The organism is Pseudomonas monteilii NBRC 103158 = DSM 14164 (assembly GCF_000730605.1).
Taxonomy (GTDB): domain Bacteria; phylum Pseudomonadota; class Gammaproteobacteria; order Pseudomonadales; family Pseudomonadaceae; genus Aquipseudomonas; species Aquipseudomonas monteilii.
Window position 1 is genome coordinate 60,167 of record NZ_BBIS01000033.1, and the last position, 23,292, is coordinate 83,458.

The window sequence follows — 23,292 nt, forward strand, 5'->3', positions numbered from 1 at the left end:
TCTATCAGGCTACGATGGTTTTTCGATGAGTTATCAGGTTCTTGCACGTAAATGGCGTCCGCGCTCGTTCCGCGAAATGGTCGGCCAGGCCCATGTGCTCAAGGCCTTGATCAATGCCTTGGACAACCAGCGCCTGCACCACGCCTACCTGTTCACCGGTACCCGCGGCGTGGGCAAGACGACCATCGCCCGTATCATCGCCAAGTGCCTTAACTGCGAAACCGGCATCACCTCCACGCCGTGCGGCACCTGTTCGGTGTGCCGGGAGATCGACGAAGGCCGTTTCGTCGACCTGATCGAAATCGACGCCGCCAGCCGTACCAAGGTCGAGGACACCCGCGAACTGCTCGACAACGTGCAGTACGCCCCGAGCCGTGGGCGCTTCAAGGTCTACCTGATCGACGAAGTGCACATGCTCTCGACGCACTCGTTCAACGCCTTGCTCAAGACGCTGGAAGAGCCGCCGCCCTACGTCAAGTTCATCCTCGCCACCACCGACCCGCAGAAACTGCCGGCCACCATCCTGTCGCGCTGCCTGCAGTTCTCGCTGAAAAACATGAGCCCGGAGCGGGTAGTGGAGCACCTCAGCCACGTACTGGCTGCCGAAAACGTGCCGTTCGAACCGGATGCCCTGTGGCTGCTGGGCCGCGCGGCCGATGGTTCGATGCGTGACGCCATGAGCCTGACCGACCAGGCCATCGCCTTTGGCGAAGGCAAAGTGCTGGCCGCTGATGTGCGGGCGATGCTTGGCAGCCTGGATCATGGTCAGGTCTATGGCGTGCTGCAGGCCTTGCTGGAAGGCGATGCCCGGGCGTTGCTGGAGGCCGTGCGCAACCTGGCCGAGCAAGGGCCGGACTGGGCTGGCGTGTTGGCCGAGATGCTCAATGTGCTGCACCGCGTGGCCATTGCCCAGGCGCTGCCCGAAGCCGTGGACAACGGCCAGGGCGATCGCGAGCGGGTACTGGCGCTGGCCTCGGCGCTGCCGGCCGAAGACGTGCAGTTCTATTACCAGATGGGCCTGATTGGCCGCCGAGACCTGCCGTTGGCCCCGGACCCGCGTGGCGGCTTCGAAATGGTGCTGCTACGCATGCTGGCGTTCCGCCCGGCCGATACCGATGAAGCGCCGAAACCGGTGCTAAAGCCAGCGGGGATCAGCCAGGCCACAGCTGATCCTGCAACGCCGGTGGCAGCGCCAGCGGTAGCCGTGGCGCCGCCTGTCACGGTTGCGGCAGACCCTGTTGTGCCGGCTGTGGCGCCGCAGGCCCAGGAACCTGCGACGGTCGAGCCTGCGCCCCAGCCTGTGGTCGAGCCCGTTGTGGTAGCCGAACCTGTTCCGGTCGCAGAGCCCGAGCCCGAACCTGAGCCTCAAACCGAAGCTGAGGCAGAGGAGGTGCTCGACCTGCCGTGGGAGGCGCCAGCAACGGCCGTCGCGCCGGTCGTGGCTGAGCCTGCTGCAGCACCTGTTACCCTGGTGGCGCCCCAACAGGCCGCGCCGGCCCATGACCTTGAGCCGCCTTTCGATCCGTCCGCCTACGCTTCAGTAGGCATGGACCGCGACGATGAGCCGCCGCTGGACGAAGATTATTACGGTGGCGAAAGCGACCCGGTCGGCTTCAGCTACCTGGACGAGCTGGCTGAGCACATCCAGGAAGAGACACCCAAGCCATTGGCCGAACCGCTGCCTGCGGCCAAACCGGCCACTGGCCTTGCCCTGCAATGGCTGGAATTATTCCCGCAGTTGCCTGTGTCCGGGATGACAGGCAACATCGCGGCAAACTGTACGCTGATTGCTGCCGATGGCGACGATTGGCTGTTGCACCTGGACCCTGGCCAAGGTGCGTTGTTCAACGCCACCCAGCAGCGGCGCCTGAACGAAGCGCTCAACCAGCACCTGGGGCGCACGCTGAACCTGCGCATCGAGTTGATCCTGCCCGAGCAGGAAACCCCGGCTCAGGCCGCCGCGCGCAAGCGCGCCGAGCGCCAGCAGGACGCGGTCACCTCGATCGAGCAGGATCCGTTGATCCAGCAGATGATCAAGTTGTTCGGTGCCAAGGTGCGGCAGGATACTATTGAGCCTGTAGAGGCCCTGGCCAATCAGGGCCAGTAACGGATAACCATGCGGCCGGCCCTGCGCCGGGCCGCATCACATGACCCAATCGAGGTATACCCCCATGATGAAAGGTGGCATGGCCGGCCTGATGAAGCAGGCCCAGCAGATGCAGGAAAAGATGCAGAAGATGCAGGAAGAGCTGGCCAACGCTGAAGTCACCGGCCAGTCCGGCGGTGGTCTGGTGAGCGTGGTGATGACCGGTCGTCACGACGTCAAGCGTGTCAGCATCGACCAGAGCCTGATGTCGACCGACGAGGACGACAAGGAAGTGCTGGAAGATCTGATCGCCGCCGCGCTGAACGATGCGGTGCGCAAGGTTGAGCAGAGCAGCCAGGAAAAGATGGGCGGCATGACGGCTGGCATGCAACTGCCGCCGGGCTTCAAGATGCCGTTCTAAGGGCATTGCCATACCGAAAACCGCCGCTGAATCCAGCGGCGGTTTTTTTTGCAAAGATTTCACCCACGGCGCGGTCTACTGATTTGACGCCACTGCCCTCGCTGGGTATAAACCGCCTCTTATTGAATTGTCAGGCCTTTCTCATGAGCTTCAGCCCCCTCATCCGCCAACTGATCGACGGCCTGCGTATTCTGCCCGGTGTCGGCCAGAAAACCGCCCAGCGCATGGCCCTGCAACTGCTCGAGCGCGACCGCAGTGGCGGGCTGCGCCTGGCTCAAGCGTTGACCCAGGCCATGGAAGGTGTAGGCCATTGCCGTCAGTGCCGTACCCTGACCGAGCAGGAGCTGTGCCCGCAATGCGCCGACATACGCCGTGATGACACCCAGCTGTGCGTGGTCGAGGGGCCGACCGATGTGTATGCAGTGGAGCAGACCGGCTACCGTGGTCGTTACTTCGTGCTCAAGGGCCACCTGTCGCCGCTGGATGGCCTGGGGCCGGAGGCGATTGGCATTCCGCAACTGATGGCGCGTATCGAGGAGCAGGGCACCTTTACCGAGGTGATCCTGGCGACCAACCCGACTGTGGAGGGGGAGGCGACAGCGCATTACATTGCGCAGTTGTTGAGCGAGAAGGGGTTGGTGGCTTCGCGGATTGCCCATGGGGTGCCGCTGGGCGGAGAGCTGGAGCTGGTGGATGGCGGGACCTTGGCCCATGCATTCGCAGGGCGGCGGCCGATTTCGCTCTGATTTGGAAATGCAGGGGGCTGCGAAGCAGCCCCAAAAACCGACTCAGTATTCGCTGAGGGAAAACTCGGTCAGGCAGAAGGTAGGCACACCCGCCGCCTGCAGCCGGCGTGACCCGTCCAGCTCTGGCAGGTCAATGATTGCCGCCGCCTCGAACACCTGCGCCCCGGTACGACGTACCAGGTTGGCCGCCGCCAGCAAGGTACCGCCCGTGGCGATCAAGTCATCGAAGATCAGCACCGAATCACCTTCGCACAGGCTGTCGGCGTGCACTTCCAGGAAGGCCTCGCCGTACTCGGTCTGGTAGCCCTCGCTCAGCACGTCAGCCGGCAGTTTGCCTTGCTTGCGGAACAGGATCAGCGGCTTGTTCAGCTGGTGGGCGATGATCGAACCAATCAGAAAGCCCCGCGCATCCATGGCACCAATGTGGCTGAACTCGGCCTCGACATAGCGCTCGATGAACTGGTCGGCCACATAGCGCAGCCCGCGCGGCGACTGGAACAGCGGGGTAATGTCGCGGAAGATCACGCCTGGCTTGGGGAAATCCACTACCGGGCGGATGAGGGCTTTGAGGTCGAAGGTGTCGCTGTGCATTGTTGCGGGTATCCTGGGAAAACGAATGCCCAAGTATACCCGCTAAACGCTGACCTCAGGCCTCGATTGCACCGCCGGCCAGCGCACACAGCTGGATTGGGTCGAGAATGTGCACTTCCTTGCCTTCGGCGCGGATCAGGCCATTCTGCTGGAACCGGGTGAACACCCGCGAAACGGTTTCCACCGCCAGTCCCAGATAATTACCGATTTCGTTGCGCGACATGCTCAGGCGGAACTGGTTGGCCGAATAGCCGCGGGCGCGGAAGCGCGCCGACAGGTTGACCAGGAAGGTGGCAATGCGCTCGTCAGCGGTTTTTTTCGACAGCAGCAGCATCATTTGCTGGTCGTCACGGATTTCCCGGCTCATGACCCGCATCAGCTGGCGGCGTAGCTGCGGCAGCTGTACCGACAGCTCGTCGAGGCGCTCGAAGGGAATCTCGCACACGGAAGTGGTTTCCTGAGCCTGCGCCGATACCGGGTAGGCCTCGGTGTCCATGCCCGACAGCCCGACCAGCTCGCTGGGCAGGTGGAAGCCGGTAATCTGCTCTTCGCCGCTGTCGCTGAGGCTGAAAGTTTTCAGGGCGCCGGAACGTACCGCGTAGACCGAGCCGAAATTGTCACCCTGGCGGAACAGAAACTCGCCTTTTTTCAGCGGACGGCCGCGTTTGACGATTTCATCCAGTGCATCCATGTCTTCCAGGTTCAGCGAAAGAGGCAGGCACAGGGGGGCCAGGCTGCAGTCCTTGCAGTGGGCCTGGTTGTGTGGGCGCAGTTTGACTGGCTCGGACATTTGAATCGATCCTTGTGGGAAAGCACACATAAGTCGTAAGGGTAACCTACGACACAGGGTGTAGGCCAGTGTGCGCGTTTTTGGTGCGCACTGGCGAAACCCCGGCAGGTGCCCTGCCGGGAGTCTTTGTGCGCCCATAGTGTGCCCGGCAAGGAAACTTGTCCATGCGGTTGAACGCCTCGGTTTTCAGATCACCCGCGAGAAGCGCTGGCGGTTTTGCATGGCCAGGTAGGCGTCGAACACCATGCACACCGAGCGTGCCAGCAAGCGGCCCGCCGGCAAGATGCGGATGCCTTTGTCGTCCAGGCTGATCAGGCCGTCGCGCTGCAAGGTCAGCAGCTCGGGCCAGAGGTCATTGAAGTAACCGCGAAAATCAAGGGTGAAGGCCTGCTCGATCGGCTCGAAATCCAGCTCGAAATGGCAAATCAGTTGCTGGATCACCGCACGCCGCACGCGGTCGTCGTGGTTGCACAGCAGGCCGCGCTGGGTGGCCAGCTGTGCGTTGGACAGGCTGTCCTGGTAGGTGTTGAGGTCGCTGCTGTTCTGGCAGTACAGGTCGCCGATCTGGCTGATGGCCGACACGCCCAGGCCAATCAGGTCGCAATGCCCGTGGGTGGTGTAGCCCTGGAAGTTGCGCTGCAGGGTGCCTTCTTCCTGGGCAATGGCCAGCTCGTCGTCGGGCAGGGCGAAGTGGTCCATGCCGATGTAGCGGTAACCGGCGGCGGTCAGTTGGTCGATGGTGGCGTGCAGCATCTCCAGCTTGGCCGCCGCGCTGGGCAGGTCGTTGTTGTCGATACGCCGCTGCGGCATGAAGCGCTCGGGCAGGTGGGCGTAGTTGAACACCGACAGCCGGTCGGGCTGCAAGCGGATCACCTCTTCGACGGTGCGGGCAAAGCCTTCCGGGGTTTGCTTGGGCAGGCCGTAGATCAGGTCGAGGTTGATCGAGCGGAACTGCAACGTGCGTGCAGCTTCGATCAAGGTACGGGTTTGCTCAAGGCTTTGCAGGCGGTTGACCGCACGCTGCACGGCCGGATCAAGGTCCTGCACGCCCAGGCTGACGCGGTTGAAACCCAGCTCGCGCAGCAGGCCCATGGTCGACCAGTCGGCTTCGCGGGGGTCGATTTCGATGCCGTAGTCGCCAGAATCGTCGTCCAGCAGGTGGAAGTGCTGGCGCAGGGTGGCCATCAGCTGGCGCAGTTCCACATGGCTGAGAAAGGTCGGCGTGCCGCCGCCAAAATGCAGCTGTTCAACACGTTGTTTAGGGGCCAGGTGGCAGGCGATCAGCTGGATTTCCTGCTCCAGGCGCTGCAAATAGGGCGCAGCGCGGGCGCGGTCCTTGGTGATGACCTTGTTGCAAGCGCAGTAGTAGCAGATGTTGGCGCAGAACGGCACATGCACGTACAGCGACAGCGGGCGCACGGCTCGACGGCTCTCGCGCAGGGCATGGAGCAGGTCGAACGAGCCCACCTCGCTGTGCAGTTGCACGGCGGTCGGGTAAGAGGTGTAGCGTGGTCCGGCCAGATCGTAGCGGCGGATCAGGTCGGTATCCCAACGTAGGTCGTCGAGCATGAGGGCGGTCCCCGGAAAGAGCAGCAGTGCACCGGAGTCTATGGCCGTCTGTAGGAAACTGTGTTGATTTGTATCAAGGGCATTGGGGCGTCAAAGCAGCGCCATCAATGCCCCATCAGCCAATGCTGGTGCGGCCCGGGCAGGGTCCACACCCCAAACAGCATCACCAACACCCCGCCAGCCATCCGCACACTGCGCCGTCTCAACAAAGCGTTTACCCGCTCCGCCGCCAACCCGGTAGCCAGCAGCACTGGCCAGGTCCCCACCCCGAACGCCAGCATCAACGCCGCGCTATACCCGGCGTTGCCTTGGCTTGCCGCCCACAACAGGGTGCTGTACACCAACCCGCACGGCAGCCACCCCCACAGCGCGCCCAGCAGTAATGCCCGGGGCAGGCTGGATACCGGCAGCAAGCGCGAAGCGACCGGCTGGATGTGCCGCCACAGGCCCCGGCCCAGCGCTTCGATGCGGGTCAGCCCGCTCCACCAGCCGGCCAGGTACAGGCCCATGGCAATCAGCAGCAGTGCCGCCAGCACCCGCAGTGCCAGTGCTGCCGGGCTGCTGGCCACGGCCCAGCCGGCCAGGCCCAGCAACAGGCCGGCACAGGCATAGCTGGTAATGCGCCCGAGGTTGTACGCCAGCAGCAGGCGCAAGCGCCGGCCACGCTGTTCGGGCGGGATGGCCAGGGTCAGCGCGCCCATCAGGCCGCCGCACATACCCAGGCAATGGCCGCCGCCAAGCAGGCCAAGAACCAGTGCCGAGCCCAGCAGGGGAAGCAGGTCAGGCACGGGGTGGTGGTTCCTTGTCGGTGTCGGCCTGCGCGTCTTCAGGCTTTACCGCCGCCTGGTGGCGCGGGTCCTGGTCGTCGAAGAGGATGCTGTGGGCGGGGCCTTCGAGGTCGTCGTACTGGCCGCTGTCCACCGCCCAGAAGAAGATGTACACGGCCACGCCGACCAGCAGCAAAGCGGCGGGGATCATGACATAGAGGGCGGGCATGACGACTTCCTCCCGGGCAGGGATGCTTCGGTTTTCGGCAAAGCCGCTGCCGGGGGCATGCGGGTCAGACGCAGGGCATTGAGCACCACGATCAGCGAGCTGACCGACATGCCGATGGCGGCCCACACCGGGGTAATCCAGCCGAGCGCGGCAAACGGCAACATCAGGCCATTATACAGCGACGCCCACAGCAGGTTTTCGAGGATATTGCGGCGGGTGCGGCGGGCCAGGTCGAAGGCCTGCACCAGTGCCTGAAGGCGGTTGGACAGCAGCACGGCATCGGCGCTGGTCTTGGCAAGGTCCGTGGCACTGCCCATGGCGATGCTGATATCGGCGGCGGCCAGCACTGGCACGTCGTTGACCCCGTCACCCAGCATCAGCACCTTGCTTCCGGCTGCCTGCAACGCTTTCAGCCGGTCCAGCTTGTCGTCCGGGCGCAGGCCGCCAATGGCCTGGTCGATACCCAGCTGCGCGGCCACTTCGGCGACCATCGGCGAGCTGTCGCCCGACAGCAGCAGCGTACGCCAGCCACCGGCCTTGCAGGCGGCGAGCAGGGCTGGGGCATCGTCGCGCAGGCGGTCGTCCAGGCCGAACCAGGCCAGCGGCCCCTGGCGGTCACCCAGCAGCAACCACTGGCCACGCGGTTCCGGCACGCCGGGGATCTGCGCGCCGCTCAGGGCACAGACGAAGGTGGCCTGGCCAATGCGCAGGCGCTGGCCGTCCACCAGGCCTTCCAGGCCCAGGCCGGGAACGGTCTGCACATCATCCGCGAGTGTGGCGGTACGGCCAAAGGCGCGGGCGATGGGGTGTTCGGAGCGGTTTTCCAGCGCGGCTGCCAAGGCCAGGCAGCGGTCGGCGGGCAGGCTGCCGAGTGGGCGGATGCTGCGCAGGGTTAGGCGGCCTTCGGTCAGTGTGCCGGTCTTGTCGAAAATCACCGTGTCGATCTGGTTCAGGCCTTCCAGCACATGGCCACGGGTGACCAGCAGGCCGAGCTTGTGCAGGGTGCCGGTGGCGGCGGTCAGCGCCGTTGGCGTGGCCAGGGACAGCGCGCAAGGGCAGGTGGCTACCAGCATCGCCAGCACGATCCAGAACGCCCGCGCAGGGTCCAGATACCACCACCACAGGCCGATGGCCACGGCGGCCAGCAACGAGAACAGCAGGAACCACTGCGAGGCCCGGTCGGCGATTTCGGCCAGGCGTGGTTTTTCGGTTTGCGCACGTTCCAGCAGGCGCACGATGGCCGACAGCCGCGAATCGTGGCCCAATGCTTCAATCTCCACGTTCAGCGTGCTTTCGACGTTCAGCGTACCACCGGTGACCCGTTCGCCCACCCGGCGCGGTTGTGGCAGGTATTCGCCGGTCAGCAGCGATTCATCCACACTGGAGCGGCCTTCGACAATGCGCCCGTCGGCGGGGATCACGGCGCCCGGCAGTACTTGCACCGTGTCACCACACTGCAGTTCGCTGAGCAGGATGCGTTCGCTGCGGCCGATGGCGTCGAGGCGCAGGCATGAGGCTGGCAGCAGGTTGACCAGTTGCGCGGTGGCGGCGGCAGTGCGTTCGCGGGCGCGGCGCTCCAGGTAGCGGCCGGTGAGCAGGAACAAGGCGAACATACCCACGGTGTCGAAATACAGCTCGCCACTGCCGGTGATGGCGGTCCAGATGCCGGCGCCGAAGGCCAGGCCAATGGCCAGCGACACCGAAACGTCCATGGTCAGGTGGCGGGTGCGCAGGTCGCGTGCTGCGCCTTTGAAGAACGGCGCGCAGCTGTAGAACACGATGGGGATGGTGAGAAACAGCGCCACCCAGCGCAGGATGGTGTGCAGTTCAGGCGACAGGTCGATGTTGAATTCCGGCCAGGTGGCCATGGTTGCCATCATCGCCTGGAACCACAGCAACCCGGCCACGCCCAGGCGGCGCAGGGCGCTACGGTTCTCGCGGGCCAGCTGTTCGGCCGCCTGGTCGGGTTGGTAGGGGTGGGCGGCGTAGCCGATCTGGCGCAGCTCGGCCAGCAGGCGGGAGAGCGGCTGTTGCTTGTCGTCCCAGTTCAGCAGCAGGCGGTGGTTGGACAGGTTCAGGCGGGCTTCGGCGACGCCGGGCAGGTTGCGCAGGTGCTTTTCGATCAGCCAGCCGCAGGCGGCGCAGCTGATGCCTTCGACCAGCAGGGTGGTTTCGGCCAGCTCGCCCTGGTGGCGCACGAAGCTTTGCTGCACGTCGCTACGGTCGTACAGGGCCAGCTCGTCTTGCAGCTGTTTGGGCAAGGCTTCGGGGTTGGCGCTGTTGTCGCTGCGGTGCTGGTAGTAGTGCTCCAGGCCACCGGCGACGATCGACTCGGCCACCGCCTGGCAACCGGGGCAGCAGAACTGCCGAGGCTGGCCAAGGACCACGGCGGTGAAGCGGCTGCCAGCGGGGACGGGCAGGGCGCAGTGGTAGCAGGGGGTGGGTTGGGTCATAAGGCGAACACGCATTGGCTGACAGGAGCGGACCCTGTGGGAGCGGGCTTGCCCCGCGAATGGGCCGGTACAGGCAACATCATATGCAGGTCTGGCCCCTTCGCGGGACAAGCCCGCTCCCACAGGTATGAAGGTGATGCGGCTATTGGTGTTCGGCACCTTGCAGCGCTTCGTCACCCAGCTGCAAGGTCACACCATGCTCTACTTTTTCCTCTTCGAACAAGCGCCACACCTGGCCACCTTCGCTACCCAGCAGCTCAACAAAGCGCCGCCCGTCCACCTTGTCCTCCAGTTGCCCCATATAACGCCCTGCTTCAACCCGGCTCAGCAGCACCCTGCGGTCTTTCTCCGGCTGGGTAGGCGAAATCAGGTTCAGCTCCAGGCTCTGCGGGCCGCTGTTGCCGGTCAGGCGCAGGTCCACTTCGCCTGTGAGCTCGTCCAGGTGCACGCTGGCCTTCAGCCCCAGCTGCTGCGCCAGCAGTTCGCGGTCCAGCGAGCGGTTGATGCCCTTGCCGGCCTCGTAGTAGTTGTCGTTCACCAGGTTGTCCGGGTTGTTCACGGCGATACTGACCATGGTCAGGCTCAGGCACACGGAGGTGGTGAGGATGCCGATGATGATCCAGGGCCAGAGGTGCTTGTACCAGGGGCTGGCGGCGGTGGCGACAGGCATTGTGCGTTATCTCTCTTAGCGGATCTGTGGGCCGATGAAACGGCTCTTGGCTTCAACCTGAGCGTCACTGTCGTCGGCGCTTTTGAGGATGAAGGTGATTTCGTTGGTGGTCGAGGGCAGCTTCTCGGGGGCGACCGACAGCTGCACCGGCAGGCTGACGATATCACCGGCAGCCACGCGGATCTCGCGCTGGCCCTCAAGCTTGAGGTCTGGCAGGCCGGCGGCGTCCAGTACGTAGACGTGGTCGCGCTGGTCCTTGTTCATCACCTTCAGGCTGTACACGTTCTCGATCCTGCCCTGGGCGTTCTCGCGGTACAGCACGCGGTCCTTGCTGACGTCGAAGCCGACCAGCGAGCGGGTGGCGAAGGCGGTGGCCAGGCCGATGATCATCACCAGCAGCACCACGGCATAGCCGATCAGGCGCGGGCGCAGCATGTGGGTCTTCTGCCCGGACAGGTTGTGTTCGGTGGTGTAGCTGATGAGCCCTTTGGGGTAGTTCATCTTGTCCATGATGTTGTCACAGGCGTCGATGCACGCGGCGCAGCCGATGCACTCGATCTGCAGGCCGTCACGGATGTCGATGCCGGTAGGGCAGACCTGGACGCACAGGGTGCAGTCAATGCAGTCACCCAGCCCCTGTGCCTTGTAGTCGGCATCCTTTTTACGCGGGCCGCGGGTTTCGCCGCGGCGCGGGTCGTAGGAAACAATCAGCGTGTCCTTGTCGAACATCACGCTCTGGAAGCGGGCGTAGGGGCACATGTAAACGCACACCTGTTCGCGCAGCCAGCCGGCGTTGCCGTAGGTGGCGAGGGTGAAGAACCCGACCCAGAAGTAGGCCCAGCCATCGGCTTGGCCGGTGAAGAACTCGATGACCAGTTCGCGGATGGGCGAGAAGTAGCCCACAAAGGTCATGCCAGTGACGAAGCCGATCAGCAGCCACAGGCTGTGCTTGGCGAATTTGCGCAGGAACTTGTTGCCGCTCATGGGGGCTTTGTCGAGCTTCATGCGCTGGTTGCGGTCGCCTTCGGTGACCTTTTCGCACCACATGAAAATCCATGTCCACACGCTTTGCGGGCAGGTGTAGCCGCACCACACCCGGCCGGCGAACACTGTGATGAAGAACAGGCCGAAGGCGGCGACGATCAGGATGCCCGACAGCAGGATGAAGTCCTGTGGCCAGATGGTGGCGCCGAAAATGTAGAACTTGCGCTCGGGCAGGTTCCACCACACGGCCTGGTGACCACCCCAGTTCAGCCATACGGTGCCGAAGTACAGCAGGAACAACACGGCACCGCCGACCATGCGCAGGCGGCGGAACAGGCCGGTGAAGGCGCGGGTGTAGATCTTTTCCCGGGAGGCGTAGAGGTCGACGGAATCCTTCCCTTTGCTGGCAGGCGGGGTGACGTCATGTACCGGAATTTGCTTGCTCATCATCAAGTCCCACGGCAGTGGAGAAAAGCCGCGGCCAGTGCGTGCCGGCCGCAGTCTCGCGCAATCTGCTAGCGCTCTACGGCCCATGATACGCCGCTGATGGCGGTATGGGGTCGCACTGCGACCTTTAGTCGCGTTGGGTTTGTGGTGTGAATCGTGTTATGGCGGGTGTCAATTGATCCAGGTCATCAGCCTGCAAGAAATGCTTGGCTGTACCGGCCTCTTCGCGGGCTTGCCCGCGAAGAGGCCAGACCTGCCTTACTCGGCCTTGGCCGGTTCAGCCTGGTGCGACAGGCTATACACATAAGCCGCCAGCAAGTGCACCTTGTCATTACCCTGCAACTGTTCCTGCGCCGGCATCTGCCCTTGGCGACCATAACGGATGGTCTGTTGCAGCTGGGCAAAGCTGGACCCGTAGATGAACGCCTGCGGGTGGGTCAGGTTCGGCGCACCCATGGCCGGTGTGCCTTTGCCTTCCGGCCCGTGGCAGGCCACGCAGTTGGCGGCGAAGATCTTCTGACCGTTCTCGGCATCGGCCTTGACGCCTTCCGGCAGGGTGCGGCCATCCAGCTTGCTGACCACGAACGCTGCCACGTCGGCCACGCCCTGATCACCGATCACCTCGGCCCAGGCCGGCATCACGCCGTGGCGGCCGCCCATGATGGTGGTCTTGATGGTGTCGGGCTCGCCGCCCCAGCGCCAGTCGTTGTCGGTGAGGTTAGGGAAGCCGAAGGCACCCTTGGCGTCGGAGCCGTGGCACACCGAGCAGTTGGAGGCGAACAGCCGCGCGCCCATTTTCAGCGCCTGCGGGTCCTTGGCCACGTCCTCGATGGGCATGGCGGCGAACTTGGCGAAGATCGGCCCGAAGCGGGCGTCGGCCTTGGCCATTTCCTTTTCCCACTCATGCACGCCGGTCCAGCCCGGCTGGCCGTTGGAAAACTCGGTCTGCTTGTCGTTGTCCAGGTACGAGTAGCCCGGCAGCACGCCTTTCCAGTTGCCCAGGCCCGGGTACAGCACCAGGTAGCCAAGGGCGAAGATGATGGTGCCGACGAACAGCCAGAACCACCATTTCGGCAGCGGGTTGTCATATTCCTCGATGCCATCGAAGGCATGCCCGACGGTTTCGTCGGTCACCTCTTCGCGCTGGCCCTTGCGGGTGGACAGCAGCAGCCAGGTCAACGAGAAGATGGTGCCCAGGGTCAGGACGGTAACGTACAGACTCCAGAAGGTTGTCATTGTTGTTTGCTCCCAGAAGCTTTTGCTTGCTCGACGTGCCGGGTGGCCTCGGGGTCATCCGCGAAGGGCAGTTGGGTCGCTTCGTCGAAGTCCTTTTTACGCCGTGGGTTGAACACCCACAGCGCCAGGCCCACGAACGCCACCATCACCACGACGGTGCCCAGGCCGCGAATCATCCCGATATCCATCAGCGTCACCGTTTGCTTTTGATGATGGTGCCAAGACCTTGCAGGTACGCGACGATGGCGTCCATTTCGGTCTTGCCCTTGACCGCGTCACGCGCGCCGGCAATGTCGGCGTCGGTGTACGGGGTGCCGAGTGTGCGCAGCACTTCCAGTTTTTTCGCGGTGTCCTTGCCGTCGAGCTTGTTCTCGACCAGCCACGGGTAGGACGGCATCTTCGATTCCGGTACCACGTTGCGCGGGTTGTACAGGTGCGCACGGTGCCAGTCATCGGAGTAGCGGCCACCCACGCGGGCCAGGTCCGGCCCGGTGCGCTTGGAGCCCCACAGGAACGGGTGGTCCCACACGCTTTCGCCGGCTACCGAGTAGTGGCCGTAGCGCTCGGTTTCGGCGCGGAACGGGCGGATCATCTGCGAGTGGCAGCCCACGCAGCCTTCGCGGATGTAGATATCGCGGCCTTCAACTTCCAGCGCGGTGCGCGGCTTCATGCCTTCAACGGGTTTGTTGGTGACGTCCTGGAAAAACAGCGGGACGATCTGGGTCAGGCCACCGACGCTCACGGCGATGACCATGAAGAAGGCCAGCAGGCCTATGTTCTTCTCGACGGCTTCATGCTTCATCAGTGCGCTCCCACAACGACGATCTTGGCGGCTTCCTCAGCCTGTGCCGGGTTGGCGGCACGTACGGTACGGAACACGTTGTAGGCCATCAGCAGCATGCCGCTGGCGAAGAACGCACCGCCCAGGGCACGGACGATATAGCCAGGGTGGCTGGCCTGCAGGGCTTCGACGAAGGAGTAGGTGAGGGTGCCGTCATCGTTGATGGCGCGCCACATCAGGCCTTGGGTGATGCCGTTGACCCACATCGAGGCGATATACAGCACGGTACCGATGGTGGCGAGCCAGAAGTGCGCGTTGATCAGGCCGATGCTGTGCATCTGCTCGCGGCCGTAGAGTTTCGGGATCATGTGGTACACGGCACCGATCGAGATCATGGCTACCCAGCCGAGGGCGCCGGCGTGGACGTGGCCGATGGTCCAGTCGGTGTAGTGCGACAGCGAGTTCACGGTCTTGATGGCCATCATCGGGCCTTCGAAGGTGGACATGCCGTAGAACGCCAGCGAAACGACCAAAAAGCGCAGAATCGGGTCGGTACGCAGTTTGTGCCAGGCGCCCGACAGGGTCATCATGCCGTTGATCATGCCGCCCCAGCTTGGCGCCAGCAGGATGATCGACATCACCATGCCCAGCGACTGTGCCCAGTCAGGCAGGGCGGTGTAGTGCAGGTGGTGAGGGCCGGCCCAGATGTACAGGGTGATCAGCGCCCAGAAATGCACGATCGACAGGCGATACGAGTAGATCGGTCGCTCGGCCTGCTTGGGCACGAAGTAGTACATCATCCCCAGGAAGCCGGTGGTGAGGAAGAAGCCCACGGCGTTGTGGCCGTACCACCACTGGATCATCGCGTCGGTGGCACCGGAGTAGGCCGAGTACGACTTGAACAGGCTCACCGGCAACGAGATGTGGTTGACGATGTGCAGCATCGCGGTCACCACGATGAAGGCGCCGTAGAACCAGTTGCCGACATAGATGTGCTTGGTCTTGCGCTTGACGATGGTGCCAAAGAACACCAACCCGTAGGTCACCCAGACGATGGCCAGCAGGATCGCCAGCGGCCACTCGAGCTCGGCGTATTCCTTGGTGGTGGTGTAGCCCATCGGCAGGGTGATCAGCGCGCCGACGATCACCGCCTGCCAACCCCAGAAGGTGAAGGCCGCCATGCTGTCGGAGATCAGCCGGGTCTGGCAGGTGCGCTGCACCACGTAGTAGCTGGTGCCGAACAGCGCACAGCCCCCGAAGGCGAAGATCACCAGGTTGGTGTGCAGCGGGCGCAGGCGGCCGAAGCTGGTCCAGGGCAGGTCCAGGTTCAGTTGCGGCCATACCAGCTGCGAGGCGATGAAGACGCCGAGGCCCATGCCAAGGATCCCCCAGACCACCGTCATGATGGCGAACTGGCGGACGACCTTATAGTTATAAGCAGTCGGACTGATTGCTGTGCTCATGCTAAGGTTCCACGGTTTTGATGTTCTTGTTGGTCGAAAAATCGGCGCCAGTATCGATAACCATCAGGGTTACCGCAACGCAACTTTGGTACGCCGACCCGTGTCCGAGCCCGTTCGCTGATGTCCCGCAGCGATCGGGTCCGGACGATTGTACACAAATAAATATTTGTAATGTGTACCGTTTTTCATCTTTTTCTGATCGATCGGTCAGGCTTTTTACCGGGACGGCGACAGGCTATGCGCCGCGTCTGCATCGGTCCATTCGGAGCGAAGCCCACTGAGGCAACAAGCTTAGTTCTGTTCGGAGGGGGTGCAAGGGAGGGAGTACGGCGGGGGAGAGCTGGGGCCGCAACGCGGCCCCGAGGTATTACTTGGCAGTCACAGTTTCAGCTGCGCCATCTTGCGACAGGCTATACACATAAGCCGCCAGCAGATGCACTTTGTCATTCCCTTGGATCTCGGCCTGCGCCGGCATCTGCCCTTGGCGACCATAGCGAATGGTCTGTTGCAGCTGGGCAAAGCTCGACCCATAGATGAACGCCTGCGGGTGGGTCAGGTCTGGCGCGCCCATGGCGGGAGTGCCTTTGCCTTCCGGTCCGTGGCAGGCCACGCAGTTGCCGGCGAAGATCTCCTTGCCCTTGGCCGGGTCGGCCTTGGCGCCTTCCGGCAGGCTGCGGCCGTCCATGCTGGTCAGCACAAACGCGGCCACATCGGCCACACCCTGCTCGCCGATCACCTCGGCCCAGGCCGGCATCACACCATGGCGGCCGTTCATGATCGACGCCTTGATGGTTTCTGCATCGCCGCCCCAGCGCCAGTCCTTGTCGGTGAGGTTGGGGAAGCCGAAGGCACCCTTGGCGTCCGAGCCATGGCACACCGAGCAGTTGGAGGCAAACAGGCGGCCGCCCATTTTCAGCGCTTGCGGGTCCTTGGCGACTTCTTCCACGGGCATGGCGGCGTACTTGGCGAAGATCGGGCCAAATCGGGCATCGGCCTTGTCCATCTCCTTCTGCCATTCGTTGGCGCCAGTCCAGCCGTTTTCATAACCCGGCAAGATGCCTTTCCAGTTGCCCAGGCCCGGGTAGAGGATCAGGTAGCCGACCGAGAACACCAGGGTGCCGACGAACAGCCAGAACCACCACTTGGGCAGCGGGTTGTCGTACTCCTCGATGCCGTCGAAGCTGTGGCCCATGGTCTGGTCAGTGGTGTTCTTGCTCTCGCCCTTGCGGGTGGCGAGCAGCAGCCAGGTCAGGCCAATCAGGCTACCGATGGTCAGTACGCTGATGTACGTACTCCAGAAGGTGGTCATTGCCCGTTACTCCTTTTTGCAGCAGGTTCCTGCCCGGCAGGGGGCAGGCGGTCGTCGACGAAGGGCAGCAGGCGCGCTTCGGCGAAATCACGGTCGCGGCGACGGTTGAATACCCACAGCGAGAGGCCGATGAAGGCGATCATCACCACCAGGGTGCCCAGGCCGCGGATCATGCCGATGTCCAGTTCCATCGCACTCACCTCTTGTTCTTGATCGCGGTGCCGAGCACCTGCAGGTAGGCGACCAGCGCGTCCATCTCGGTCTTACCCTTGACCGCGTCACGGGCGCCGGCAATGTCAGCGTCGGAGTACGGTACGCCCAGGGTGCGCAGGGTGCGCATCTTGGTGTCGGTGTGGCTGTTGTCGACCAGCTGGGCGACCAGCCACGGGTACGACGGCATCTTCGACTCCGGTACCACGTTGCGCGGGTTGTACAGGTGCGCGCGGTGCCAGTCGTCCGAGTAGCGGCCACCGACACGGGCCAGGTCCGGCCCGGTACGCTTGGAACCCCACAGGAACGGGTGGTCCCATACACTTTCGCCGGCTACCGAGTAGTGGCCGTAGCGCTCGGTTTCGGCGCGGAACGGGCGGATCATCTGCGAGTGGCAGCCCACGCAGCCTTCACGGATGTAGATATCGCGGCCTTCCAGCTGCAGCGCGGTGTAGGGTTTCATGCCTTCCACGGGCTTGTTGGTGACGTCCTGGAAGAACAGCGGGACGATCTGGGTCAGGCCGCCGATGCTGACGGCGAACACCATCAGCAGGGCCATCAGGCCGACGTTTTTCTCGATGACTTCATGTTTCATCAGGCGTTTCTCCTCAAGCCAACTGGGCGTTCGCAGGGGCGACGTCAAGCGATGGCGAACGCACGGTGCGCCAGGTGTTCCAGGCCATCAGGAACATGCCGCTGAGGAAGATCGCGCCGCCAACGAAGCGCACGACAAAGCCTGGGTGGCTGGCCACCAGGGTTTCCACGAACGAGTAGGTGAGCGTGCCGTCGCTGTTGACCGCGCGCCACATCAGGCCCTGGGCAATGCCGTTGACCCACATCGAGGCGATGTACAGCACGGTGCCGATGGTGGCCAGCCAGAAGTGCGCGTTGATCAGGCCGAGGCTGTACATCCGCTCTTTGCCGAACACTTTCGGGATGGTGTGGTACAGCGCGCCGATCGAGATCATCGCCACCCAGCCGAGGGCGCCGGCATGCACGTGGCCGATGGTCCAGTCGGTGTAGTGGGACAGTGCGTTGACCGTCTTGATGGCCATCATCGGGCCTTCGAAGGTGGACATGCCGTAGAACGCCAGCGACACCACCAAAAAGCGCAGGATCGGGTCGCTGCGCAGTTTGTGCCAAGCGCCCGACAGGGTCATCATGCCGTTGATCATGCCGCCCCAGCTCGGTGCCAGCAGGATCAGCGACATCACCATGCCCAGCGATTGCGCCCAGTCGGGCAGGGCGGTGTAGTGCAGGTGGTGCGGGCCGGCCCAGATGTACAGGGTGATCAGCGCCCAGAAGTGCACGATCGACAAGCGATAGGAATACACCGGGCGTTCGGCCTGCTTGGGCACGTAGTAGTACATCATCCCCAGGAAGCCCGCAGTCAGGAAGAAGCCCACCGCGTTGTGGCCGTACCACCACTGCACCATGGCGTCGGTAGCGCCGGCGTACACCGAATACGACTTGGTCAGGCTGACCGGCAGTTCCAGGTTGTTGACGATGTGCAGCAACGCCACGGTCAGGATGAAGGCCCCGAAGAACCAGTTACCCACGTAGATGTGCTTGGTGTTGCGCTTCATCAGCGTGCCGAAGAACACGATGGCGTAGGCCACCCAGACGATGGTGATCAGGATGTCGATCGGCCATTCCAGTTCGGCGTATTCCTTGGAGCTGGTGTAGCCCAGCGGCAGGCTGATGGCCGCCAGCAGGATCACCAGTTGCCAGCCCCAGAAGGTGAACGCGGCCAGGCCCGGTGCGAACAGGGTGGTCTGGCAGGTGCGTTGCACCGAATAATAGGAGGTGGCGAACAGCGCGCAGCCGCCGAACGCGAAGATCACCGCATTGGTATGCAGGGGGCGCAGGCGGCCGAAGCTGGTCCAGGGGAGGTCGAAGTTGAGGGAAGGCCAGGCGAGCTGGGCGGCGATGAAGACGCCGAGCCCCATCCCGACGATTCCCCACACCACCGTCATGATGGCGAATTGGCGGACCACCTTGTAGTTATAGGCGGTACTGCTGGTTGTGTTCATGTATGGGTTCCCATCCACGGTTATTTGGCAGGCTTTACAGCGAGGCAAGCATGATTAATGGGCAAAGTGCCGGTATTGACGGGGATCAATGGGCGAAGGTCGGAAATGTCCCAGGCTTGCGCTGCGATCCTCCACAGGCTGAAGGTAAAGACGGCTACAAGGGCTGCCTGATCCTGGCCCATGGCGCAGGTGCGCCGATGGACAGCGGGTTCATGGACGAAATGGCGCAAAGGCTTGCGGCACTTGGCGTGGCGGTCGTGCGCTTCGAGTTCCCGTACATGGCCGAGCGCAGGGTTACCGGTGGCAAGCGGCCGCCGAACCCGCAGAAGGTGTTACTGGAATGCTGGCGCGAGGTGTACCGGCAGGTGCGACCTTTGGTCGCGGGCAGGTTGGCGGTGGGTGGCAAGTCCATGGGCGGGCGCATGGCCAGCCTGCTGGCCGACGAACTGGGTGCGGATGCACTGGTGTGCCTGGGCTATCCCTTTTACGCGGTGGGTAAACCTGAGAAGCCGCGCGTGGAGCACCTGGCCGGGTTGAAAACACCGACGTTGATCGTGCAGGGCGAGCGCGATGCGCTGGGCAACCGTGAGGCGGTGGCAGGGTATGCGTTGTCGCCGGCGATCGAGGTGAGCTGGCTAGTGGCGGGGGACCATGACCTCAAGCCGTTGAAGGCTTCGGGGTTCAGCCATGAGCAGCATTTGCAGGCGGCGGCTGAAAAGGTTGCGGCATTCCTGAAGGGTTGTTAATGCTGGATTCTTCGCGGGCGAGCCCGCGAAGAGGCCGGATCGGGCTACGGCTTAGTCGCGGTACTCGCACAGGTAGGCGGTATCCACTTTCACCTGCAGCTGGAACTTGCTGTCAGCCGGTACATTGAACTTGTCGCCCGCCTTGAAGGTTTCCCAGTTGGCGCTGCCTGGCAGCTTCACGGTCAGCGCCCCCGACACCACATGCATGATCTCGCGTTTGGCGGTACCGAACTCGTATTCGCCCGGGGCCATCACGCCGACAGTGGCCGGGCCTTCTTCGCCCGCGAATGCGATCGACTTGACGGTGCCGTTGAAGTACTCGTTGACCTGGAACATGGGCGACTCCTGAACAGGGTGATGAAAAAGGGCTGGCCAGTATGCCCAAGCCCATTGCCTGCGTCATCTGCTTTCAGGGGCCATTGGCGGGGAGCGTCAGCGGCAGCAACCGCGCCGTATTGCGCGCGTCTTCCAGCGCCCTGTGCTGCTGCCCGCAAAAGTGCATGCCGGCCAGTTGCAAGGCCCCGTTCAAACCCGTGGGGCGTTGCAGGTGGCGGGCTTTGGCAAAGCGCTGTTTGAGGTTGATGTGCGGCAGGGTGCGCAGCAGGCTGTCGAGCCCGTGCTGCTGCCATTCCTGGTGCAGTTGCTGGCGGTCGTAGTCGCCCCAGCTGACCCAGGCCTGAAGCTGCCCACGGTGGTGCCCGAGCCAGCGCTCGAAGCTTGCCCACACCTCGTGAAACGGTGCGGCGCCGTCCACGCAGGCCTGGCTGATGTGCGTCAGCTCACGGCAGAACGGGGTAAGCTGCGGACGCCGCCGTGGCCGCACAAAACGCTGGAAATGGTCGACCTCGCGGCCTTCGCGGGTGACCAGGCTTGCGCCGATTTCAATGATTTCCATCTCTGTGACCGGCCACCCACCATCGTCGGTGGTGGCTTCCAGGTCGATCACCAACCAATGGCCCATACCAGGCTCCCTTGCAGATCCTGCTAGAGCGTAGCCAATGTCTGGGCATACGGCACCCTATGGCATTTTGCCGCCTGCTTTGGCACAAAGACTGGGAACCGGCAGTTGTGCCGCCAAGGGAAAACGCCTAGCTTAGACGGACCCAGGCATGAACCGTGATGAGTGTCCGTCTTGACTCCAGCGCCCGGCCTCAAGGCCCTGTCCTCCCTGATGCTGCTGGCCGTGTACTGGTTGGCGGTGCCGGCATGGGCCGCAGATGCCGTCGAGGTGAAGATCGGCGCTGCGCACTTCCCGCCTTACACGGTACGCCCCGAACAGGGGGCCGACACCGGCCTGCTGCCGCAATTGGTCGACGCGCTCAACCGCTTGCAACAGGGTTACCACTTTGTCCTGGTGCCCACGTCCATCCAGCGGCGTTTTGGTGACTTCCAGCAGGGCCGCACCGACATGGCCATTTTCGAGAACCCGCAATGGGGCTGGGAGCAGATTGCCCACCAGACCGTGGACATGGGCCTGGAAGATGCCGAAGTGTTCGTCGCCCGCCAGGCCAATGGCCGTGACCCGCATTACTTCGACGACCTGAGTGGCAAACGCCTGGCCTTGTTCAACGGCTACCACTACGCGTTCGCCCGCTTCAACTCCGACCCGGACTACCTGCGCAAGGCGTACAACGCGACCTTGACCTACTCCCATGACAGTAACCTGCTGATGGTACAGGCCGGTCGCGCCGACATCGCCCTGGTCACACGCTCCTACCTCAGCGACTTCATGGCGCGCAACCCGGCCAGCAAGGCGCAGCTGGTGCCTTCGCAACGCATTGACCAGTTGTATCACCACTACGCCTTGCTGCGCCCGGGGGCGCCTATCGGCGAGCAGTCGTTCGCCGGCCTGCTGCGAGACCTGCGTGACAGCGGTGAGCTGGCACGGATCTTCGAGCCTTACCGCATCACGGTTTCGGCCCCGAAAGACTAAATTCATGCGCCATGGCAACGTTCTCAGCAGTGAGCCTTTTCTTCATTTTCGTGAGTCAAGCCCATGCCGTTCGATGCCGCTTCGCAGCCCCTGTCACCGCCACGCTGGCGCCACCTCAGTGCCGAGGAGGGGGGCGGCTGGCTGAGCCTTACCCTTGAAGGCCGGCCGTTGATCCAAGTGCGCCTGGAGGCCGGTGCCACCTTGCATGTTCACCTTGAACGCCTATGCCCCGAGCGCCCGTACCAGGCCTTGTGGGCTGCCTGCTACTGGTTGCTGTCTCGCGACACGGCCTGCCAGCGCCTGGTCTGGCACTTGCCCGAGGCACAGCCTCAGGCGCTGGCTTGTGGTTTGCTGCGGGTGGGCGAGCAGCCTGGCCAATACCTGTGCGAGCGGTCGTTGTTCTGGCAGTTGCCGCAGCCTTGGCTGGGGGAGTCGGTGGCGGCGGTGTACCCGCAGCAGATGCAGATCAGCAACGGCAAACGCCACCCACGCCGCGCGCCCAAGCCGCGTGGTGAGGTGTATCGGCGCTTCGATGCGCGCCTGGGCAGTTGGGTGTCGTTGCGCACCCTGGAGATCGAGCACGACCTGGAGCGTTTCAACCGCTGGCAGAACAACCCACGGGTAGAGGCATTCTGGCAGGAAGGCGGTACGCTGGCGCAGCATCGTGAATACCTGGACAAACTCGAAGCCGACCCGCATACCCTGACGCTGATCGGCTGCTTTGATGACCAGCCGTTTGCCTACTTCGAGGCGTACTGGGCCAAGGAAGACCGCATTGCTCCGTTCTACCCGGCCGATGACTACGACCGTGGCATCCACATGCTGGTAGGCGAAGAGAGCCATCGCGGGCCACACAAAGTGGCCAGCTGGCTGTCGGCGCTGGTGCACTACCTGTTCCTGGATGACCCGCGTACCCAGCGGGTGGTGGCTGAGCCGCGCGCCGACAACGGCAAGATGATCGGCTACATGCAGGACCAGTGCTTCCATTGCGACAAGGAGTTCGACTTCCCGCACAAGCGGGCGGCGTTGATGATTCTGGGGCGGGAACGCTTCTTCGATCGCTGCAAACTGGCTTGAGGGCCATGGGGCCGCTTAGCGGCCCCGTAAGATCAGCCTTGGCGATTGGCCGTCTTGCGGCAATGCACCAGTGCATCGCGGATCATGAAGTTGACCAGTGTCGGCGACACGCCCAGCTCCTTGGCGATGTCTTTCTGCGGCACGCCATGCAGGCGGTACATCTCGAAGGCGTAGCGGGTGCGCTGCGGCAGCTCGTTCAGCGCCTCGGCGATGTCATCCAGCGCGGCGAGGTTGATGTGCGTGGCTTCGGGCGAGGCGTTCTGGATGACCACATTCAGGCCTTCCTCCTCGCTGCCGGAGTATTTCAGCTCCATCGCCTGCTTGCGGTAATGGTCGATCGCCAGGTTGCGCACGATCTGGAACAGGTAGCTGAGCTGCGCCTTGAACGACGATGTGATCTGCGGGGCGGCGCTGAGCCGGAAGAAGGCGTCCTGCACCACATCTTCGGCGCGCGAGCGGCAGCCGGTAATGCGCGCAGCGATCTTGACCAGGATGCTGCGGTTGTCGACGAAGGCCTGCAGTAATGGTGAATCGCACTTACTTGTGGATAGTTGTTCCGCCATGGAAATCACCTTGTCACAGAGGAGAAAGGAGGCACCCAAGGCTGGGAAGCTTCCTACGACGTGCGACAAGCTATTCATAATGATAATGATTGTCAAATGCGAAACGTAATTAGTATCTGTATCTTTCAGTTCTAAGGGGCGCGAGCCTCTGTCCCGTTAATTTCTGCCCCCGCCCATCCGTTCCCCTG

General features: G+C 63.4%; 25 protein-coding genes. 6 read left to right on the forward strand and 19 right to left on the reverse strand.

The features are described from left to right. Positions 1 to 25: 25 nt before the first annotated feature. From dnaX to recR, 3 genes are all read left to right on the forward strand, one after another. Positions 26 to 2,107 carry a DNA polymerase III subunit gamma/tau gene (gene dnaX, locus PM2_RS17805; protein WP_028699378.1) on the forward strand — a complete coding sequence of 694 codons (2,082 nt, stop codon included), beginning with the start codon at positions 26 to 28 and terminating at the stop codon, positions 2,105 to 2,107. Positions 2,108 to 2,171: 64 nt separating this feature from the next. Next, complete coding sequence (locus PM2_RS17810) at positions 2,172 to 2,507, forward strand: YbaB/EbfC family nucleoid-associated protein (protein WP_003254305.1); 336 nt, start codon at positions 2,172 to 2,174, stop codon at positions 2,505 to 2,507. A gap of 143 nt (positions 2,508 to 2,650) precedes the next feature. Beyond that, positions 2,651 to 3,253 (forward strand): recombination mediator RecR, encoded by a 603-nt coding sequence (recR, locus tag PM2_RS17815; RefSeq protein ID WP_016711711.1) that lies wholly within the window; start codon positions 2,651 to 2,653, stop codon positions 3,251 to 3,253. Between the two features lie 42 nt (positions 3,254 to 3,295). On the opposite strand, the gene PM2_RS17820 is transcribed toward recR, so the two are convergent. The 16 genes from PM2_RS17820 to ccoN (PM2_RS17895) all read right to left on the reverse strand — a co-directional run bounded on the left by PM2_RS17820 (position 3,296) and on the right by ccoN (PM2_RS17895) (position 18,785). Beyond that, on the reverse strand, positions 3,296 to 3,844 hold the full coding sequence (locus tag PM2_RS17820) for an adenine phosphoribosyltransferase (protein WP_016711710.1): 549 nt from the start codon (positions 3,842 to 3,844) through the stop codon (positions 3,296 to 3,298). A gap of 55 nt (positions 3,845 to 3,899) precedes the next feature. After that, positions 3,900 to 4,634 carry a Crp/Fnr family transcriptional regulator FnrA gene (fnrA, locus tag PM2_RS17825; protein WP_016711709.1) on the reverse strand — a complete coding sequence of 245 codons (735 nt, stop codon included), beginning with the start codon at positions 4,632 to 4,634 and terminating at the stop codon, positions 3,900 to 3,902. Between the two features lie 186 nt (positions 4,635 to 4,820). Beyond that, positions 4,821 to 6,203, reverse strand: a complete 1,383-nt coding sequence (hemN, locus tag PM2_RS17830) for an oxygen-independent coproporphyrinogen III oxidase (RefSeq protein WP_016711708.1) — start codon at positions 6,201 to 6,203, stop codon at positions 4,821 to 4,823. A 104-nt stretch (positions 6,204 to 6,307) separates the two neighbouring features. Next, entirely contained in the window at positions 6,308 to 6,991 is a 684-nt protein-coding gene (locus PM2_RS17835; RefSeq protein WP_016711707.1) for a sulfite exporter TauE/SafE family protein, read from the reverse strand. Continuing rightward, a complete protein-coding gene (gene ccoS, locus PM2_RS17840; RefSeq protein ID WP_016711706.1) occupies positions 6,984 to 7,199 on the reverse strand; it encodes a cbb3-type cytochrome oxidase assembly protein CcoS in 216 nt (71 codons plus the stop codon). The genes PM2_RS17835 and ccoS overlap by 8 nt, the downstream gene beginning before the upstream one ends. Further along, positions 7,178 to 9,652 carry a heavy metal translocating P-type ATPase gene (locus PM2_RS17845; RefSeq protein WP_028699379.1) on the reverse strand — a complete coding sequence of 825 codons (2,475 nt, stop codon included), beginning with the start codon at positions 9,650 to 9,652 and terminating at the stop codon, positions 7,178 to 7,180. The genes ccoS and PM2_RS17845 overlap by 22 nt, the downstream gene beginning before the upstream one ends. Before the next feature lie 142 nt (positions 9,653 to 9,794). Then, the gene (locus tag PM2_RS17850; protein WP_016711704.1) at positions 9,795 to 10,322 is read right to left on the reverse strand and encodes a FixH family protein; all 528 of its coding nucleotides are present in this window, start codon (positions 10,320 to 10,322) and stop codon (positions 9,795 to 9,797) included. 15 nt (positions 10,323 to 10,337) lie between these two features. Next, positions 10,338 to 11,753, reverse strand: a complete 1,416-nt coding sequence (gene ccoG, locus PM2_RS17855; RefSeq protein ID WP_025754789.1) for a cytochrome c oxidase accessory protein CcoG — start codon at positions 11,751 to 11,753, stop codon at positions 10,338 to 10,340. A 258-nt stretch (positions 11,754 to 12,011) separates the two neighbouring features. Then, the gene (ccoP, locus tag PM2_RS17860) at positions 12,012 to 12,989 is read right to left on the reverse strand and encodes a cytochrome-c oxidase, cbb3-type subunit III (RefSeq protein WP_016711702.1); all 978 of its coding nucleotides are present in this window, start codon (positions 12,987 to 12,989) and stop codon (positions 12,012 to 12,014) included. Then, positions 12,986 to 13,177 carry a CcoQ/FixQ family Cbb3-type cytochrome c oxidase assembly chaperone gene (locus PM2_RS17865; protein WP_003254287.1) on the reverse strand — a complete coding sequence of 64 codons (192 nt, stop codon included), beginning with the start codon at positions 13,175 to 13,177 and terminating at the stop codon, positions 12,986 to 12,988. Before PM2_RS17865 ends, ccoP (PM2_RS17860) begins: the two co-directional genes overlap by 4 nt. Positions 13,178 to 13,182: 5 nt before the next feature. After that, a complete protein-coding gene (gene ccoO, locus PM2_RS17870; RefSeq protein WP_016488340.1) occupies positions 13,183 to 13,791 on the reverse strand; it encodes a cytochrome-c oxidase, cbb3-type subunit II in 609 nt (202 codons plus the stop codon). Next, complete coding sequence (gene ccoN / locus PM2_RS17875) at positions 13,791 to 15,233, reverse strand: cytochrome-c oxidase, cbb3-type subunit I (RefSeq protein WP_003254284.1); 1,443 nt, start codon at positions 15,231 to 15,233, stop codon at positions 13,791 to 13,793. The genes ccoO (PM2_RS17870) and ccoN (PM2_RS17875) overlap by 1 nt, the downstream gene beginning before the upstream one ends. Before the next feature lie 367 nt (positions 15,234 to 15,600). Next, a complete protein-coding gene (gene ccoP / locus PM2_RS17880; RefSeq protein WP_028699380.1) occupies positions 15,601 to 16,542 on the reverse strand; it encodes a cytochrome-c oxidase, cbb3-type subunit III in 942 nt (313 codons plus the stop codon). Further along, positions 16,539 to 16,733 (reverse strand): cbb3-type cytochrome oxidase subunit 3, encoded by a 195-nt coding sequence (locus tag PM2_RS17885; protein WP_016711696.1) that lies wholly within the window; start codon positions 16,731 to 16,733, stop codon positions 16,539 to 16,541. Before PM2_RS17885 ends, ccoP (PM2_RS17880) begins: the two co-directional genes overlap by 4 nt. A gap of 5 nt (positions 16,734 to 16,738) precedes the next feature. Further along, positions 16,739 to 17,347 (reverse strand): cytochrome-c oxidase, cbb3-type subunit II, encoded by a 609-nt coding sequence (gene ccoO / locus PM2_RS17890; RefSeq protein ID WP_028699381.1) that lies wholly within the window; start codon positions 17,345 to 17,347, stop codon positions 16,739 to 16,741. Between the two features lie 13 nt (positions 17,348 to 17,360). After that, the gene (gene ccoN / locus PM2_RS17895; protein ID WP_016711694.1) at positions 17,361 to 18,785 is read right to left on the reverse strand and encodes a cytochrome-c oxidase, cbb3-type subunit I; all 1,425 of its coding nucleotides are present in this window, start codon (positions 18,783 to 18,785) and stop codon (positions 17,361 to 17,363) included. 50 nt (positions 18,786 to 18,835) lie between these two features. On the opposite strand from ccoN (PM2_RS17895), the gene PM2_RS17900 reads away from it, so the two are divergent. Further along, positions 18,836 to 19,531, forward strand: coding sequence for an alpha/beta family hydrolase (locus PM2_RS17900; RefSeq protein ID WP_027615217.1), 696 nt, complete (start codon positions 18,836 to 18,838; stop codon positions 19,529 to 19,531). A gap of 51 nt (positions 19,532 to 19,582) precedes the next feature. Here the strand turns inward: PM2_RS17900 and ppnP are convergent, their stop codons facing one another. Both ppnP and PM2_RS17910 read right to left on the reverse strand, forming a co-directional pair. Then, positions 19,583 to 19,867 carry a pyrimidine/purine nucleoside phosphorylase gene (gene ppnP, locus PM2_RS17905; protein ID WP_016711692.1) on the reverse strand — a complete coding sequence of 95 codons (285 nt, stop codon included), beginning with the start codon at positions 19,865 to 19,867 and terminating at the stop codon, positions 19,583 to 19,585. A 73-nt stretch (positions 19,868 to 19,940) separates the two neighbouring features. After that, positions 19,941 to 20,492 carry a 3'-5' exonuclease gene (locus tag PM2_RS17910; protein ID WP_016711691.1) on the reverse strand — a complete coding sequence of 184 codons (552 nt, stop codon included), beginning with the start codon at positions 20,490 to 20,492 and terminating at the stop codon, positions 19,941 to 19,943. 171 nt (positions 20,493 to 20,663) lie between these two features. On the opposite strand from PM2_RS17910, the gene PM2_RS17915 reads away from it, so the two are divergent. Together PM2_RS17915 and PM2_RS17920 are read left to right on the forward strand one after the other, a co-directional pair. Then, the gene (locus PM2_RS17915; RefSeq protein ID WP_016711690.1) at positions 20,664 to 21,464 is read left to right on the forward strand and encodes a substrate-binding periplasmic protein; all 801 of its coding nucleotides are present in this window, start codon (positions 20,664 to 20,666) and stop codon (positions 21,462 to 21,464) included. Between the two features lie 63 nt (positions 21,465 to 21,527). Further along, the gene (locus PM2_RS17920) at positions 21,528 to 22,541 is read left to right on the forward strand and encodes a GNAT family N-acetyltransferase (RefSeq protein WP_027615216.1); all 1,014 of its coding nucleotides are present in this window, start codon (positions 21,528 to 21,530) and stop codon (positions 22,539 to 22,541) included. A 32-nt stretch (positions 22,542 to 22,573) separates the two neighbouring features. Here PM2_RS17920 and PM2_RS17925 read toward each other — a convergent pair whose 3' ends face one another. Further along, positions 22,574 to 23,104, reverse strand: coding sequence for an RNA polymerase factor sigma-70 (locus tag PM2_RS17925; protein WP_016711688.1), 531 nt, complete (start codon positions 23,102 to 23,104; stop codon positions 22,574 to 22,576). Positions 23,105 to 23,292: the final 188 nt, after the last annotated feature.